This window comes from Streptomyces sp. A18, from assembly GCF_059026065.1.
Map to the genome: position 1 here is coordinate 1 of NZ_JBWLKL010000027.1, position 15,280 is coordinate 15,280.

General features: G+C 70.0%; 17 protein-coding genes. 7 read left to right on the top strand and 10 right to left on the bottom strand.

Annotated elements, in window-relative coordinates:
- Positions 1 to 133: 133 nt before the first annotated feature.
- The 4 genes from AC5P1C_RS30865 to AC5P1C_RS30880 all read right to left on the bottom strand — a co-directional run bounded on the left by AC5P1C_RS30865 (position 134) and on the right by AC5P1C_RS30880 (position 3,607).
- Positions 134 to 1,288 (bottom strand): ABC transporter substrate-binding protein, encoded by a 1,155-nt coding sequence (locus AC5P1C_RS30865; protein WP_493869330.1) that lies wholly within the window; start codon positions 1,286 to 1,288, stop codon positions 134 to 136.
- Between the two features lie 26 nt (positions 1,289 to 1,314).
- The gene (locus AC5P1C_RS30870) at positions 1,315 to 2,193 is read right to left on the bottom strand and encodes an ABC transporter permease (protein WP_493869240.1); all 879 of its coding nucleotides are present in this window, start codon (positions 2,191 to 2,193) and stop codon (positions 1,315 to 1,317) included.
- Positions 2,190 to 2,975 (bottom strand): ABC transporter ATP-binding protein, encoded by a 786-nt coding sequence (locus AC5P1C_RS30875; protein WP_493869241.1) that lies wholly within the window; start codon positions 2,973 to 2,975, stop codon positions 2,190 to 2,192. The genes AC5P1C_RS30870 and AC5P1C_RS30875 overlap by 4 nt, the downstream gene beginning before the upstream one ends.
- A gap of 215 nt (positions 2,976 to 3,190) precedes the next feature.
- On the bottom strand, positions 3,191 to 3,607 hold the full coding sequence (locus tag AC5P1C_RS30880) for a Fur family transcriptional regulator (RefSeq protein WP_493869242.1): 417 nt from the start codon (positions 3,605 to 3,607) through the stop codon (positions 3,191 to 3,193).
- A gap of 125 nt (positions 3,608 to 3,732) precedes the next feature.
- Here AC5P1C_RS30880 and AC5P1C_RS30885 point away from each other — a divergent pair, with 125 nt between their 5' ends.
- On the top strand, positions 3,733 to 5,202 hold the full coding sequence (locus AC5P1C_RS30885) for a catalase (protein ID WP_493869331.1): 1,470 nt from the start codon (positions 3,733 to 3,735) through the stop codon (positions 5,200 to 5,202).
- An 81-nt stretch (positions 5,203 to 5,283) separates the two neighbouring features.
- Here the strand turns inward: AC5P1C_RS30885 and AC5P1C_RS30890 are convergent, their stop codons facing one another.
- Complete coding sequence (locus AC5P1C_RS30890; protein WP_493869243.1) at positions 5,284 to 5,685, bottom strand: CBS domain-containing protein; 402 nt, start codon at positions 5,683 to 5,685, stop codon at positions 5,284 to 5,286.
- Between the two features lie 146 nt (positions 5,686 to 5,831).
- Positions 5,832 to 6,632, bottom strand: a complete 801-nt coding sequence (gene hisN, locus AC5P1C_RS30895) for a histidinol-phosphatase (RefSeq protein ID WP_493869244.1) — start codon at positions 6,630 to 6,632, stop codon at positions 5,832 to 5,834.
- Between the two features lie 162 nt (positions 6,633 to 6,794).
- Between hisN and AC5P1C_RS30900 the strand changes: the two genes are divergently transcribed.
- On the top strand, positions 6,795 to 7,400 hold the full coding sequence (locus tag AC5P1C_RS30900) for a TetR/AcrR family transcriptional regulator (protein WP_493869245.1): 606 nt from the start codon (positions 6,795 to 6,797) through the stop codon (positions 7,398 to 7,400).
- Between the two features lie 13 nt (positions 7,401 to 7,413).
- On the opposite strand, the gene AC5P1C_RS30905 is transcribed toward AC5P1C_RS30900, so the two are convergent.
- The 4 genes from AC5P1C_RS30905 to AC5P1C_RS30920 all read right to left on the bottom strand — a co-directional run bounded on the left by AC5P1C_RS30905 (position 7,414) and on the right by AC5P1C_RS30920 (position 10,954).
- The gene (locus tag AC5P1C_RS30905; protein WP_493869246.1) at positions 7,414 to 7,737 is read right to left on the bottom strand and encodes a DMT family transporter; all 324 of its coding nucleotides are present in this window, start codon (positions 7,735 to 7,737) and stop codon (positions 7,414 to 7,416) included.
- 109 nt (positions 7,738 to 7,846) lie between these two features.
- The gene (gene rsgA, locus AC5P1C_RS30910; protein ID WP_493869247.1) at positions 7,847 to 8,857 is read right to left on the bottom strand and encodes a ribosome small subunit-dependent GTPase A; all 1,011 of its coding nucleotides are present in this window, start codon (positions 8,855 to 8,857) and stop codon (positions 7,847 to 7,849) included.
- 16 nt (positions 8,858 to 8,873) lie between these two features.
- Complete coding sequence (aroA, locus tag AC5P1C_RS30915; protein WP_493869248.1) at positions 8,874 to 10,190, bottom strand: 3-phosphoshikimate 1-carboxyvinyltransferase; 1,317 nt, start codon at positions 10,188 to 10,190, stop codon at positions 8,874 to 8,876.
- A gap of 41 nt (positions 10,191 to 10,231) precedes the next feature.
- Complete coding sequence (locus tag AC5P1C_RS30920; protein ID WP_493869332.1) at positions 10,232 to 10,954, bottom strand: M50 family metallopeptidase; 723 nt, start codon at positions 10,952 to 10,954, stop codon at positions 10,232 to 10,234.
- A gap of 61 nt (positions 10,955 to 11,015) precedes the next feature.
- Between AC5P1C_RS30920 and AC5P1C_RS30925 the strand changes: the two genes are divergently transcribed.
- The 5 genes from AC5P1C_RS30925 to AC5P1C_RS30945 all read left to right on the top strand — a co-directional run bounded on the left by AC5P1C_RS30925 (position 11,016) and on the right by AC5P1C_RS30945 (position 15,280).
- Complete coding sequence (locus tag AC5P1C_RS30925) at positions 11,016 to 11,831, top strand: SOS response-associated peptidase (RefSeq protein WP_493869249.1); 816 nt, start codon at positions 11,016 to 11,018, stop codon at positions 11,829 to 11,831.
- 1 nt (position 11,832) lies between these two features.
- Positions 11,833 to 12,498 carry an alpha/beta hydrolase family protein gene (locus AC5P1C_RS30930; RefSeq protein WP_493869250.1) on the top strand — a complete coding sequence of 222 codons (666 nt, stop codon included), beginning with the start codon at positions 11,833 to 11,835 and terminating at the stop codon, positions 12,496 to 12,498.
- A gap of 221 nt (positions 12,499 to 12,719) precedes the next feature.
- Positions 12,720 to 13,400, top strand: a complete 681-nt coding sequence (locus AC5P1C_RS30935) for a sigma-70 family RNA polymerase sigma factor (RefSeq protein WP_453531782.1) — start codon at positions 12,720 to 12,722, stop codon at positions 13,398 to 13,400.
- Positions 13,397 to 13,741, top strand: a complete 345-nt coding sequence (gene rsrA, locus AC5P1C_RS30940; protein ID WP_493869251.1) for a mycothiol system anti-sigma-R factor — start codon at positions 13,397 to 13,399, stop codon at positions 13,739 to 13,741. The genes AC5P1C_RS30935 and rsrA overlap by 4 nt, the downstream gene beginning before the upstream one ends.
- A 183-nt stretch (positions 13,742 to 13,924) precedes the next feature.
- Positions 13,925 to 15,280 carry an HD-GYP domain-containing protein gene (locus tag AC5P1C_RS30945; protein ID WP_493869252.1) on the top strand — a complete coding sequence of 452 codons (1,356 nt, stop codon included), beginning with the start codon at positions 13,925 to 13,927 and terminating at the stop codon, positions 15,278 to 15,280.

Sequence of the window (15,280 nt, forward strand, 5' to 3'; positions counted from 1 at the left end):
GGGGTGGAGCAGCTCGGTAGCTCGCTGGGCTCATAACCCAGAGGTCGCAGGTTCAAATCCTGTCCCCGCTACTAAAGGCCAGAGGCCGGGAAGCAATAAGCTTCCCGGCCTCTGGTGTGTCCGGGGCGGTTGATCAAGACGGCTTGTGGCCCACCGCCTCCTCGTACAGCCTGCGGTCCACCGCCTTCTCCTCCGGGACTCTGTCGCCCTCGGCGACGCCCGCCGTCTCGTACGCGGCCTGGAGGCGGTCCGTCGTGCCGGACCGGATCTCCCAGTCCATGCGCAGCGACGGAGTCGACTCCAGGACCGCCTCGTCGGTCTTCAGGAGCTTCGCGAGTTCGGCCACGAAGGCCTTGTCCGCCTTGTAGTCACCGGCGAAGTACGTGTTCACCGTCCTGACGTACGCGCGCAGCAGCGCGACGCCCGCGTCCGGCTCCTTCGTCAGGAGGTTGGGGCCGAACAGGAGGCCCCCGAGCGGTTCGCCCTGGGGCTGGCCGCCGAGGAACGCGTACTGCTTGTCGCCGTCGACCTTGCGCCAGACCGGGTCGAGGAGCCAGGCGGAGTCGGTGCCGCCGTTCTGGAGGGCGGTCAGGACGTCCGCCGAGCCCAGCTGCTGGAACTGGATCTTGTCGAGGCCGCCGCCGTGCTTCTTCAGGGTCTTGCCCATGGGGTACGAGATGACCGAGCCCTTGCCGATCATGGTGCCGAGCTTGCGGCCCGCCATCGGGACGTGGTCCGCGCTCTCGCCCTTCTTCAGCTTCACCCACAGGCCGCTCTTGGACTTCGGGTCGGGCGAGAAGTTCCCTGCCGCCCACTTGATGGTGAAGCCACCGGTGATGCCGTTCATGACGGCGGCCTCGGGGGCGGCCCACTGGGCGTCGATGTCTCCCTTGGCGAGGAGCGGGAGGGCGTCGGGGGTGGGGAGCACCTTGAGGTGGACGTCCAGGCCCTCCTTCTTGAACTCGCCTTTCTGAACGGCCATTTGGAGGGGCGCGACGTACTCGGCGCTCAGGGTGCCGGTCGCGATGGTGAGGCTGCGCTCCTTGGGCAGCGGGCGCGGGGCCGGGGCGCCCTTGTCGCAGCGGGCGGGCGCGCGGTCCTTGGAGAGGTCGGCCGGGTCGGTCCAGCTGCCCTTGCCGCAGCCTGCGACCGTCTTGATGGTGCGGGGCTTCGAGGCCGCCGCCGAGTCCGTGGTGTCGTCCTCCTTCGCGCAGCCCACTGAGGCGAGCAGCGAGCCCGCCAGGAGCAGCGTGAGGGCGGAGATCCGACGTCGGGTGCGGGTGTGCATGGAGCCTCCGTACGCGTACGAATGGTTCATGACTGGCTTCTGCCGCGGTCGCGCGGCGCCCAGGGAGTGAGGAACCGGCCCGCGATCCGCACCAGTTCGGAGAAGACGACACCGAGTACGGCGACGCAGACGATGCCGACGAACATCACGTCGTTCTGGAACAGCGCCCGGGAGTCGAAGATCAGGTGACCCAGGCCGTTCGAGGCCGCGATCTGCTCCGACGCGACGATCACCAGGACCGCGACGCCCGCCGCGATCCGCGCGCCGACGAGCACGGCGGGCAGCGACGCGGGCAGCAGGACATGGCGGAACATCTGCCACGGTGACGCGCCGAAGACCTGTCCCGCGTCGCGATGGCCGGAGGGCACCGCGAGCACCGCAGCCATCGTCGAGATCCAGACGAAGAAGAAGACGGTGGCCGCCACGAGCGCGATCTGCGGGCCTTCCCCGAGGCCGAACATGTTCAGGAAGACGGGCAGCAGGGCCAGCTTCGGTACGACGTACAGCGCGTCCAGGAGCGGTTCGAGCGCCGCGCGTACGAGGGAGAGTGAGCCCATGAGGAGGCCGAGGGCATAGCCGGTGACCGTGCCGATCGCGTAGCCGGCGAGGACGCGTTTGAGCGTGGCCCAGACGTCGGGCCACAGGTCGCCGTCCGCCGCGCGTTCCCAGCCGTCCTCAAGGATGGTCTGGGGTGCGGGGTAGACGCGGTCGTCGATCCAGGCCTGGGTGGCGGCCAGTTGCCACAGGAGGATCAGGGCCAGGGGGACGGCGACGGCGAGGCCGATCTCCAGCGTGCGGCGCCTGCGGTGGGTGCGGGTGGGGTGGAGCTCCTGGGGGCCGGGCTTGCGGACGAGTACGCCGGCCTGGGGTTCTTCGGGCGCTTTGGGTGAGGTGGTCGTCGTCACGCCGGGACCGCCTCGTCCTTGCGGACCACTTCGCCGCGCAGCAGATCCCACAACTCGCCCTTGAGGGCGGTGAATTCAGGAGTCGCGCGTACGTCTCCGGTGCGAGGCCTCGGGAACGGCGGGCGGTGTTCGGCGATGATGCGGCCCGGCCTCGCGGACATGACCAGGACGCGGTCGCCGAGGACGATCGCTTCTTCGAGGCTGTGGGTGATGAAGAGGGTGGTGGTGCGGGTGGTCTGGGTGAGGTCGAGGAGCTCGTCCTGGAGGATCGTGCGGAGCTGGGCGTCCAGGGCCGCGAACGGCTCGTCCATCAGGAGGATTTCGGGCTCCACGGCCAGGGCGCGGGCGATCGCGACGCGTTGGCGCATGCCGCCGGAGAGGGTGGCGGGGTAGGCGTCGGCGAAGTCCGCAAGGCCGAGGCGGGTGAGCCAGTCCGTGGCCCTGGCGTCCGCCTCTCTGCGGGGGACCTTCTGGATGTCGAGGCCGAAGCGGACGTTGGCCTGGACGGTCTTCCAGTCGTAGATGCCGTAGTCCTGGAAGATCATCGCGGCGGGGCGCTGTGCGGCTGTGCGGATGTGTAGTTCGCCCCTGCTGGGGCGGAGGAGGCCTGCGGCTATGCGGAGCAGGGTTGATTTTCCGCAGCCAGAAGGGCCGACTATGCAGGTGAATTCGCCTGGGGCGATGGTGAGGTCGACCGGGCCCAGGGCTTCTACCGCCCTGGAGCCTCGGCCGAACGTTCTCGTTACTGCGTGGGCTTCTAGTTTCGGGTGCGGATCTCCCACGGGGTCTCCTTGCGGAGGGCAGGCGGATATGGGCGCCGCCGACCATATGACGCACCGTCAGATTCCGGAAGAGGCCTGTCCTGGCTGAGATTCGCTGCCGTCTGCTGACCGTGGGTGGTTTGTGCCCACCCTTCCCCGAGCTCTCGGCTTCGCTCGAGCAGGGGATGCCCCGATCGCCCTGCGGAACGCCTGCCCACAAACCGAGCGGACCGGAGCTACGCTCCCGCGCAGTTCGGGCACGTGCCCCGGTATGTGATGTCCGCGCCCTCGATCGTGAAGCCGAAGCGTTCCGAGTCGGGGAGGCTGCTGAGGGGGTTGCCCGTGGGGTGGACGTCGCGGATCGTGCCGCACTGCGCGCACACCAGGTGCTGGTGGGGGCGGTGGGCGTTCGGGTCGTACCGCTTGGCCCTGCGGTCCGTCGAGACCTCGAGGATCTCGCCGAGGGACACCAGTTCGCCCAGCGTGTTGTAGACGGTCGCCCGGGAGATCTCGGGCAGCTTGTCCACGGCGCGGCAGTGCACCTCGTCCGCGGTCAGGTGTACGTGGTCCCCGTCGAGGACCTCGGCCACGACGCGCCGCTGCGCGGTCATGCGCCAGCCGCGTCCGCGCAGTCGTTCCAACAGGTCGCTCATGTGAACCAGCCTAACAGGCGAGGAGCCTAACTCCCGACGAGGTGTGACTTTGGATGTTTACTTGACTTAGACAAAGTCCATCGTAGGATCGGTTCAGCGAAACCCAAGGACAGGACTTGCAGGAAATGACGCAGGAGGCGCACGTGACGCAGGGACCGCTCACCACGGAGGCCGGCGCGCCGGTCGCCGACAATCAGAACAGCGAGACCGCTGGTGTCGGCGGTCCGGTGCTCGTCCAGGACCAGGCGCTGCTCGAGAAGCTCGCGCACTTCAACCGCGAGCGCATCCCGGAGCGCATCGTCCACGCCCGCGGCGCCGGTGCGTACGGCACCTTCACGCTCACCCATGACGTCTCGCAGTGGACGCGTGCGAAGTTCCTCTCCGAGGTCGGCAAGCAGACCGAGACCTTCCTCCGGTTCTCCACCGTCGCCGGCAACCTCGGCTCCGCCGACGCCGTGCGTGACCCCCGTGGCTTCGCGCTGAAGTTCTACACGGAGGAGGGGAACTACGACCTGGTCGGGAACAACACCCCCGTGTTCTTCATCAAGGACGCCATCAAGTTCCCCGACTTCATCCACACGCAGAAGCGCGACCCGTACACGGGCTCGCAGGAAGCCGACAACGTGTGGGACTTCTGGGGCCTGAGCCCCGAGTCGACCCACCAGGTCACCTGGCTCTTCGGTGACCGCGGCATCCCGGCGACGCTGCGCCACATGAACGGGTACGGCTCGCACACGTACCAGTGGAACAACGAGGCCGGCGAGGTCTTCTGGGTCAAGTACCACTTCAAGACCGACCAGGGCATCGAGAACCTGACGGCGGCCGACGCGGCGAAGCTCGCGGGCGAGGACCCCGACTCCCACCAGCGCGACCTGCGCGAAGCCATCGAGCGCGGCGACTTCCCGTCCTGGACCGTGCAGGTGCAGATCATGCCGGCGGCCGAGGCGGCGACGTACCGCTTCAACCCGTTCGACCTCACCAAGGTGTGGCCGCACGAGGACTACCCGCCGATCGAGATCGGCAAGCTGGAGCTCAACCGCAACCCGGAGAACATCTTCGCCGAGGTCGAGCAGAGCATCTTCTCGCCCGCGCACTTCGTTCCCGGCATCGGCCCGTCCCCGGACAAGATGCTCCAGGGCCGCCTCTTCGCGTACGGCGACGCCCACCGCTACCGCGTCGGCATCAACGCCGACCACCTGCCGGTGAACCGCCCGCACGCCACCGAGGCGCGCACCAACTCCCGTGACGGCGCGCTGTACGACGGCCGCCACAAGGGCGCGAAGAACTACGAGCCGAACTCCTTCGGCGGCCCGTTCCAGACGGACCGGCCGCTCTGGGTGACCACTCCGGTCACCGGCGGCACGGGCAACCACGAGGCGCCCGCGCACGCCGAGGACAACAACTTCGTGCAGGCGGGGAACCTCTACCGCAAGATGTCCGAGGACGAGAAGTCCCGTCTGATCGAGAACCTCGCGGGCAACATCGCGGGCGTCTCGCGCGACGACATCGCCGAGCGCGCGATCAACAACTTCCGTCAGGCGGACGGTGACTTCGGCAAGCGTCTCGAGGCCGCGGTCCAGGCCCTGCGCGGCTGAGACCGTTTGTCGTAGGGAGAAACTGCGGGCCGGATCCCCTCGGGGGTCCGGCCCGCGGGCCGTTTCCGGGTGATCAGAGGGTCAGGCCGTGAGGATCCCCGCGCGGCGCTTGCTCGGGGCCCAGCAGCGGATGATGTCGCGGACGGAGACGATGCCGGTCGGTTCGTTCCCGTCCATCACGATCAGATGCCGGAAGCCGCCGTGCGTCATGGCCTCGGCCGCCTCCTCCAAGGTCCATGAGGGTGCTGCGAAGACGACATCGGTCGTGGTGTGCGTGCCGGCGGTCTCGGTGTCGGGGTTCTGGCCGAGTCCCAGTGAGATGAGGACGTCGCGCTCGGTCAGGATTCCCAGACCGGAGTTGTCGGCGTCGAGGACGACGGCCGCGCCGACGCGGCGCGTCGACATCAGCCGGGCCGCCTGGCGCAGTGTGTGGGCGGGGCCGATGGTGAGGACCATCGTGCTCATGGCGTCGCGGACGAGCATGGGCTTGAGCCACCTCCTGAGTGGACCGCAAGAGAAGCGATTCACAAGTTCACAAGTGGGGGGACTCTCAGAGTCGCAGCCATGCGGGCCGTCAACAAGAGGGCGCGTGCCGCCAGTTCAAGGCGTGCGCGCGAGAGAGGTGCGCCTCAGTAGCGCTGGTTGAGATAGCCGAGCAGTTCGTCGTGGAGCAGGCCGTTCGACGCCGCCGCGTTGCCGCTGTGCGGGCCCGGAGCGCCGTCGAGGCCGGTGAAGGTGCCGCCCGCCTCGGTCACGATGATCGCGGTCGCCGCCATGTCCCAGAGCGAGAGCTCGGGCTCCGCGCAGATGTCGATCGAGCCCTCGGCGACCATCATGTACGGCCAGAAGTCGCCGTACCCACGGGTGCGCCAGACCGCCCGCGTGAGGTCCATGAACCCGTCGAGGCGGCCCTGCTCCTCCCAGCCCGAGAGCGAGGAGTACGCGAAGGACGCGTCCTGGAGCCGCGAGACCTTGGAGGCCCTGAGCCGGGACGCGGAGGTCAGGCTGCGCCCGGTGTACGCGCCGCCGCCCTTCGCCGCCCACCAGCGCCGGCCGAGCGCGGGCGCCGACACGACACCCACCACCGGCTGGAAGCCGCCCTCGCCGGCCTCCATCAGGGAGATCAGCGTGGCCCAGACCGGCACACCGCGTACGTAGTTCTTGGTGCCGTCGATCGGGTCGATCACCCAGCGGCGGGGGCCCGTGCCCTCGACGCCGTACTCCTCCCCGAGGATCGCGTCGCGCGGCCGGCCCCGCTTCAGGTTCGAGCGGATCAACTCCTCGGCCGTTTTGTCCGCCTCGCTCACCGGCGTCATGTCCGGCTTGGTCTCGACCTTGAGGTCGAGGGCCTTGAACCGGTCCATCGTCGCGGCGTCGGCGGCGTCCGCGAGGACGTGGGCAAGACGCAGATCATCGTGGTAGTCGGGCATGAGTGAACAGTATCGATCTCGTTGTGGCTGAGCTACAGCGCCGTATGTCCGGGCCATTCCGGGACATGACGTATACCGCGCGAGGTCGCGCCGGGGCTATTGACACCGCCCCCGGGCACGTCAACTCTGGCCGCAGAGCCGCTGCGGCCCCGGGAGGCGACGATGCCTGCAGCACGGGAATCCCTACTGGACGCGGCAGGCACGGCGCTCGCCCGCCGACCATGGGCGGGCGTCCGCATGGTCGACGTCGCGGCCACCGCCGGGGTGTCCCGGCAGACCCTCTACAACGAGTTCGGCAGCAAGGACGGCCTCGCGCGCGCCCTGCTCCGGCGTGAGTCCGACGCGTATCTGCGGGGTGTGGAGCGCGCGCTTGCGGTGGAGGGAGGCCCGGTGGACCGGCTCGTCGCCGTGAGCGCGTGGACCATCGCGGCCGCCCGCGGGAACGAACTCACGCGGGCCATGCTCACCGGCTGCTGGAGCGAACGCCTGCCCGCGCCGAGCAGGTCCGGGGTCTCCGCGTCGCCCGTACCGGCACAGCGGCGCGCGGACGCGGGCGTCCCGTCGCCCGCCGAACTGCTCGCCATCGTCCGGGACAAGGCGGTGCACGCGCTGAACGGCAGGGCGCGGCCGAAGGACACGGACGAGCTGGCCATGGCCTGTGAGAGCGCGGTGCGGATGGCGCTGTCGTACGTCGTCGCGCCGTCACCCGCGGGGGAGGATCCGGTGGAACTGGTGCGCGGCGTCCTCGGGCGCTGGATCAGTGCGTGAGGTCTGCGGTCGCTCAGTGGGCCGAGCCCGAGAGCTGCAGGCCGATGACGCCGACGATCACCAGCGAGATCGACACCAGCTTGAGCGTGGAGACCATGTCACCGAGGAAGATCATTCCGTAGATTGCGGTGCCCGCGGCGCCGATGCCCGTCCAGACCGCGTACGCGGGACCCACGTCGAGCTTCCGCAGCGCGAGGGTCAGCAGGCCGAAGCTGCCGAGGGCGAAGGCCGCGAAGGTGATCGTCGGCCAGAGTCGGGTGAAGCCGTGCGAGAGCTTGAGGCAGACCGCGAAACCGGTCTCCAGGAACCCCGCGACGATGACCAGCAGCCACGCCATGTATCTGCCTCCCGCGACTCTACGTTCGGTGACCGCTTCGCCTGGCTTGGTTCAGGCTTGGTGCGATTATGCCCTTGCCGCTGCGCATCGGGCGCAAACAATCGCGAGGTCAGTCGTCCTCGCGTCGCTCACGGGTCGCGAGCAGCCTCCGCAGTGAGTAAAGACGCGCGGGGTCCGCGTTTCCCTGCTCCACCCACGCGTCGAGCGCGCAGTCCGGCTCGTCGTGACTGCACGCGCGCGGACAGTCCTCCGTCCCCGGCACCAGGTCGGGGAAGGCGAGGATGACGCGGGACGGATCGACGTGGTGCAGGCCGAAGGACCGCACGCCGGGCGTGTCGACGACCCACCCGCCGGAGTTCGCGAGGGGGAGCGCGAGCGCCGACGTGGTGGTGTGCCTGCCGCGGCCCGTGACGGCGTTGACGTGCCCGGTGCTGCGCCGGCGCTCCTGCGGAACCAGCGCGTTGACCAGTGTCGTCTTGCCCACTCCGGAGTGGCCGACGAACGCGGTGACCTTGCCGTCGAGCACCTCGTGCACCCGGGCGAGCTCGGCGTCGTCGGTGAACTCCTCGCGGCTGGTGACGACATAGGGCATGTCGAGCGTGGAGTAGGTCTCCAGGATCTTGTCGGCCGATGCCAGGTCGGACTTGGTCAGGACGAGGAGCGGCGTGAGGCCGCCGTCGTACGCCGCCACGATGCAGCGGTCGATCAGGCGCGTGCGCGGCTCGGGATCGGCGAGGGCGGTGACGATGGCCAGCTGGTCGGCGTTGGCGACGACCACCCGCTCGTACGGGTCGTCGTCGTCCGCCGTGCGCCGCAGGACCGACGTACGCGGCGCGATGCGCACGATGCGCGCGAGGGTGTCCTTCTTGCCGGAGAGATCGCCGACGAGCGAGACCCGGTCGCCCACGACAGCGGCCTTGCGGCCCAGTTCGCGGGCCTTCATGGCCATCACGATCCGGTCGTCGACCAGGACGGTCAGGCGGCCCCGGTCGACGGTGAGGACCATGCCGTCGGAGGCGTCCTCGTGCTTGGGCCTGATGTGCGTGCGCGGGCGGTTGCCCTTGCGGTTGGGGCGGACGCGGATGTCGTCCTCGTCGGGGTTTTTTCCGTAGCGGCGCATGTCCTGGATCCGCCCGTCAGTTCCCGAGCATTCCGGTCCAGAGGTCGGGGAAGTCGGGCAGCGTCTTCGCCGTCGTCGCGACATTCTCGATCTGTACGTCCTCCACCGCCAGGCCGATGATGGCGCCCGCGGTGGCCATGCGGTGGTCGTCGTACGTGTGGAAGATCCCGCCGTGCAGGCGGCGCGGACGGATGTGCAGTCCGTCGGCGGTCTCGGTGACGTCGCCGCCGAGTTCGTTGATCTCCTTGGTGAGGGCCGCCAGGCGGTCCGTCTCGTGCAGCCGCAGGTGGGCGACGCCGCGCAGGGTCGAGGGGGAGTCGGCCAGGGCCGCGACGGCCGCGATGCCGGGGGTGAGTTCGCCGACCTCGCTCAGGTCCACGTCGATGCCGTGGATCGAGCCGGAGCCCGTGAACACGAGCCCCTGCCCGGTCAGTTCGCAGGAACCGCCCATCTCGGTGAAGATCTCCCGCAGCTTGTCGCCGGGCTGCGTGGTGTGCGCGGGCCAGTCGGGGACGGTCACGCGGCCGCCGGTGACCAGCGCGGCGGCCAGGAACGGCTGGGCGTTGGAGAGGTCGGGCTCGACGGTCAGGTCACGGCCGAGCAGGGCGCCGGGGGTGACCCGCCACACGTTCGGCTCGCCGCCCGACTCCGGGGTGTCCACCTGGGCGCCGACCGCGCGGAGCATGTCGACGGTCATCCGGATGTGCGGCATGGAGGGCAGGGCAGAACCGGTGTGACGTACCTCCACGCCCTGGTTGAAGCGCGCGCCCGAGAGCAGCAGGGCGCTGACGAACTGCGATGACGAGGAGGCGTCGATCTCGACCGGGCCGCCGTCCAGGGCACCGCTGCCGTGCACGGTCAGCGGCAGCGCGCCGCGGCTGTCGTCGTCGATACGGGCGCCGAGCACGCGCAGGGCGTCGATCACGCCGCCCAGCGGACGCTCGTACGAACGGGGGTCACCGTCGAAGCGGATCGCGCCGTCGGCGAGGGCCGCGACCGGGGGCAGGAAGCGCATGACCGTGCCGGCGTTGCCGACGTCGAGCGTGGCGGGGCCGTGCAGGCCGGAGGGGATGATCCGCCAGGCCTCACCGGAACCGTCCGGGCCCACGCCCTCCTCGATGCCGACGCCCAGCGCGCGCAGGGCGCCCGCCATCAGGAGGGTGTCGCGCGAACGCAGCGGCCGGCGCAGCCAGCCGGGCTCCGCGGCGAGGGCGGCGAGGACGAGGCCGCGGTTGGTGACCGATTTGGACCCGGGCACATGGACCGTCGCGGCGACGGCTCCGCTCGCGTGCGGGGCTGGCCAGAGGGTGCTGTGCGCTGGGTTAACGGTCATGCCCCCACTTTAGTGGCAGACAGGTGAGGGGTCGTGGCTGCTCAGAGGCCGAGCAGCCAGCGTCCGCCGCCTATCAGCGAGCACAGCGAGACGGCGTGGAAGAGGAAGAGCCACATCCCCGCGGGCACGTGCGTGAGCCGGGACAGCTGATCCGCGTCCGAGTCGCCCGCGCCGCCGCGCCTGCGCTTGGACTGCAGCTCGAAGGCGGGACGTACGCCTCCCAGGAGCAGGAACCACACCACCACGTACGCGAAGGCCGCCTGCACCTGCGAGCTGGTCAGCCAGGAGACGAGCAGGAAGGTGCCGCCGGTGACGATCACCGTGAGGGCGCCGTACGCGTTCCGGATCATGACGAGCATCACGATGAGCAGCGCCGTCGCGACCCACAGGAACGCGGTGATGTGGCCGGCGGCGAGCAGCGCGGCGCCGCCGAGGCCGAGCAGGGGCGGCGCGGTGTATCCGGACGCGGCGGTGAGGATCATGCCGACGCCGGTGGGCTTGCCGCGGGAGACGGTGAGGCCGCTGGTGTCGGAGTGCAGCCGGATGCCGTCGAGGCGGCGCCCGGTGAGCAGGGCCACCAGGCCGTGGCCGCCCTCGTGCGCGATGGTGATGGCGTTGCGGGCCACGCGCCAGATCCCGTGCGGGACGACGACGGCGAGGGCGACGACGCCGGTGGCGATCACCAGCCACTCGTCGGGGGCGGCCTGTGTGCCGAAGACCCGGTCCCAGAGGTCGGTCAGGCTGGCGTTCGCGGTGCTCTGCATTGCGTGGGCCATTGTCGGGACCGGCTCCTCTGGTCGTACGGGGTCTGGCAGTCTGGCACGTATGTGCGGACGGTATGCATCGAGTCGTAGGCCCGAGGATCTCGCAGGAATCTTTGAGATCGAGAAGTGGGAGCCGGAAGAGGCGCTCGCCCCCGATTTCAACGTGGCTCCGACGAAGGAGGTCTACGCGGTCCTGGACCGTCCTGTGAAAGACGCGGAAGACCCCAACCCGGTTCGCCAGCTGCGCACGCTGAAGTGGGGCCTCGTGCCGTCCTGGTCGAAGACGCCCGAGGGCGGCGCCCGGATGATCAACGCCCGCGCGGAGACGGTGCACGAGAAGCCCTCCTACCGCAGGGCCTTCACCTCCCGCCGTTGCGTCATCCCGGCCGACGGCTACTACGAGTGGGTCACCGCTCCCGGCGAGCGCGATCTCGAGGTCGAGGGCAAGAAGAAGCGCCCCCGTAAACAGCCGTACTTCGTGACGCCCGCCGACGGCTCGGTCTTCGCGATGGCGGGGCTCTACGAATTCTGGCGCGACAAGACGCTGCCGGACGAGCACCCCCTCGCCTGGTGGGTGACGTGCACGGTCATCACCACGGAGGCCGAGACCTCGCCCCTGGCGGTCGCACCGGAGGAAGGCCCGCGCGCGCTGGCCGACATCCACCCGCGGATGCCCCTGATGCTCACGCCGGACCGCTGGGACGCCTGGCTCGACCCGTCGCGCACGGACGTCGACGACCTGCGCCCACTCCTGGAACCGCCGCCGCACGGCCTGATGCGGGCCTACCCGGTGTCGACGGCGGTCAGCAACGTACGCAACAACGGGCCGGAGCTGCTGAAGGAGCTGGAGGGCCCCGAAGAAGGCACACTCTTCTGACGTGACCAAGAGTGAGCCCAAGAGTGAGCCCAAGAGCGAGATCGTTTCGACCGACGCAGGTGACGCACGCATCACCTGGCACCCCGCGCCGAAGGCGGCAGCACGGTTCGTGCTCGCCGTGAGCCACGGAGCCGGCGGCGGCATCGAGGCACGCGACCTGCGGGCCATCGCGGCTGCGCTGCCCGCGCACGGCGTCACCGTCGCCCTCGTGGAGCAGCCCTGGCGGGTGGCGGGCAAGAAGCTGGCGCCCGCGCCGAAGACGCTGGACGTGGGCTGGCGCGGCCTGTGGCCCGCCTTGGCCAAGCCCGGTCTCCCGGTGATCGCGGGCGGCCGCAGCGCCGGTGCGCGCGTCGCGTGCCGCACGGCCACCGAGCTGGGCGCCGCCGCCGTGCTCGCCCTCAGCTTCCCGCTGCACCCGCCGGGCAAGCCGGAGAAGTCGCGCGCGGAGGAACTGCTCGGCGCCGGAGTGCCGACGCTGGTCGTGCAGGGCGGGAACGACCCCTTCGGGAAGCCGGCGGAGTTCCCCGAGGGCACGTACGAACTCCTTGAGGTGCCCTTCGGCGATCACAGCTTCAAGACGCCCAAACGCGCGGACATCACCGAGGCCGAGGCCATGACGCGCATCACGGATGGCGTCATCCGGTGGGCGGGAATGTTGGGTACGTGACCTCTGTTGTGCGGAACAGACGGAAAACGCTGTTCGTACGAGAGGAAGTCCGCCGCATGGGTTCGACCATCTGCCCGGCCCGCTCCAGCGCCTCTGACCTGGAATGGACGGTGCTGAGCGCGCCCAAGACCGCCCCTATTCGGGCGGCGGCGGGACCGGATCGTCGTCTATCCTCCGATTCGAGTGGGACTGCTTTCGGTCTCACCACGTCTTCGGAGGAGGTGGGTCCGGTCACTGGGACCGACGCAGGGGCCGAGCACGGCCAGGCGGAGCGACCCGACGGAAGTGCTGAGACGTCGGCGGAGCGCACGGCCCGCTTCGAGCGGGACGCCCTTGGCTTCCTCGACCAGATGTACTCGGCCGCGCTGCGCATGACGCGCAACCCGGCGGACGCGGAGGACCTGGTGCAGGAGACCTACGCCAAGGCGTACGCGTCGTTCCACCAGTTCCGTGAGGGCACCAACCTCAAGGCCTGGCTTTACCGCATCCTCACCAACACGTTCATCAACTCGTACCGCAAGAAGCAGCGCGAGCCCCAGCGCAGCGCCGCCGAGGAGATCGAGGACTGGCAGCTCGCGCGTGCCGAGTCGCACATGTCCACCGGTCTGCGCTCGGCCGAGTCGCAGGCGCTCGATCACCTGCCGGACTCGGACGTGAAGTCCGCGCTGCAGGCGATCCCCGAGGAATTCCGCATCGCCGTCTATCTGGCCGACGTAGAGGGCTTTGCGTACAAGGAGATCGCGGACATTATGGGGACACCCATCGGTACGGTGATGTCCCGGTTGCACCGCGGCCGTCGCCAACTGCGCGGCATGCTCGAGGACTACGCCCGCGACCGCGGTCTCGTCCCCGCCGGCGCCGCGTCAGAGTCGTCGAACGAAGCGAAAGGCTCAGGCTCATGAGCTGCGGAGAGCCGCACGAGACGGATTGCAGTGAAGTCCTGGACCATCTCTATGAGTTCCTGGACCACGAGATGCCGGACAGCGACTGCACCAAGTTCGAGACGCACTTCGAGGAGTGCTCCCCGTGCCTGGAGAAGTACGGCCTTGAGCAGGCCGTCAAGAAGCTGGTGAAGCGCTGCTGCGGCCAGGACGACGTCCCCACCGACCTGCGCGCCAAGGTCATGGGACGCATCGACCTGATCCGCTCCGGCGAGGCCGTCCCCGACCACGACGTGACGGTGGAGACGGTGACCGCCGAGGGCGGCGCGTCGGCCAAGGGCCTGCGGGCCAAGGAAGCCTGAGCTTCCGGGAGTTGAGCGTGAGCAGGCCGTGACGGGAGTCCGTCACGGCCTGCTCTTCTCTGTTTTCTGTCACTCGTACGTGCCAATTTCCGCGAGGGGGGCTCAGAGCAGGGTGCAGCCGTTCTACTCTCCGGACCTTGGAACGTGGTCCCTGGGGACGGTCACGGGGGAGGAGACAGTGCCATGCGGTCCATCGCTCCATGGGCGCGCGCCTACATCCTGTGCGCAGCCCTGGCCGGCGCCGTCTGCGCCGCGCCCGCGCTGACCTCGCGCACCCCGTGGGGCGCCCTCGCGCTGCTCGCCGCGCTCTACGCCGGGTGCGAGCAGATCTCGCGGTGCCGGGTCATCGGCCGCCGGGCGGGAGCGCCGCCGAACGGCCTCGGCACCTTCTTTCCCGTGCTCCTCGCCGCCGTCTTCCTGCTGCCGCCCGCCGCCGCGGCGCTCGTCGCCGTGCCGGGGGCGCTGCTCGCCCGCGTCGAGCGAAGCCCCCGGTGGGTGCGCAGGGTCTGGCGCGCGGCTCAACTGGCCCTGGCCGCCTGTGCCGCGGCGTGGGCGCACGGAGCGCTCGGCGGGCGTGACGCGGTGGCCGCGCCCGACTTTCCGTACGCGCTCGTGCCCGCGGGAGCGGCCGTCCTCGCCTTCGCCCTAGTACTGACCGTCCTGGACGGCGGCATCCTGGCCACGGCGGAACGGGTGCCGGTGCGGACCGCGTGGCGTGGGCTCTTCCTGCGGTCGTTCGCGCCGGTCGCGGTGCACGGCCTCGCCGGTCTGATGATGGCGGTGCTGTGGCGCAGTCCGTACGGGCCGCTCGCCGCGCTCCTCGTGCTGCTTCCGATGGGGGTCTCCTGCTGGGTCTTCGCGCAGTACCACCGAGAGCGCGCCGCCCACCAGGCCACGATCCGGGCGCTGGTCCAGGCCGTCGACATCAAGGACCGGTACACCCGCGGCCACAGCGAGCGCGTGGGGCGGGCCTCCGTGATGATCGCGCGGGAGCTGGGGATGACGGACGACAGGGTGGAGAGCCTGCGGTTCGCCGGAATCCTGCACGACGTCGGCAAGCTCGGCGTACCGACCCGGCTGCTGCGCAAGGACGGCCCGCTGACACCTCAGGAGCGGCGGGTCATCGAGCTGCATCCCGAGTACGGGCACGAGATGGTGCGCGGGATCGGATTCCTCGGGGAGGCGCGGGCGGCGATCCTGCACCACCACGAGCGGATCGACGGGAGCGGGTATCCGTACGGGCTCGTGGGGCGGCAGATTCCGGAGTTCGCGCGGGTGGTGGCGGTCGCGGACGCGTTCGACGCGATGACATCCACCAGGTCCTACCGGAGGGGGCGGCCGGTGGCTGCCGCCTTGGCCGAGCTGTCCCGGTGCGCGGGGTCGCAGTTCGACCCTGCGATGGTCCTCGCCCTGCAGCGGGCGCTGGAACGGCATGGGTGGCACCCTGCGGTGACCGCGGATGTCGCGTCTGTGCCGTCCCCGCGGCCGGGAGCGTCCGGTGTTCCCGCCGATCCCGTGCCGGGGGCGGGAGCGCGGTGA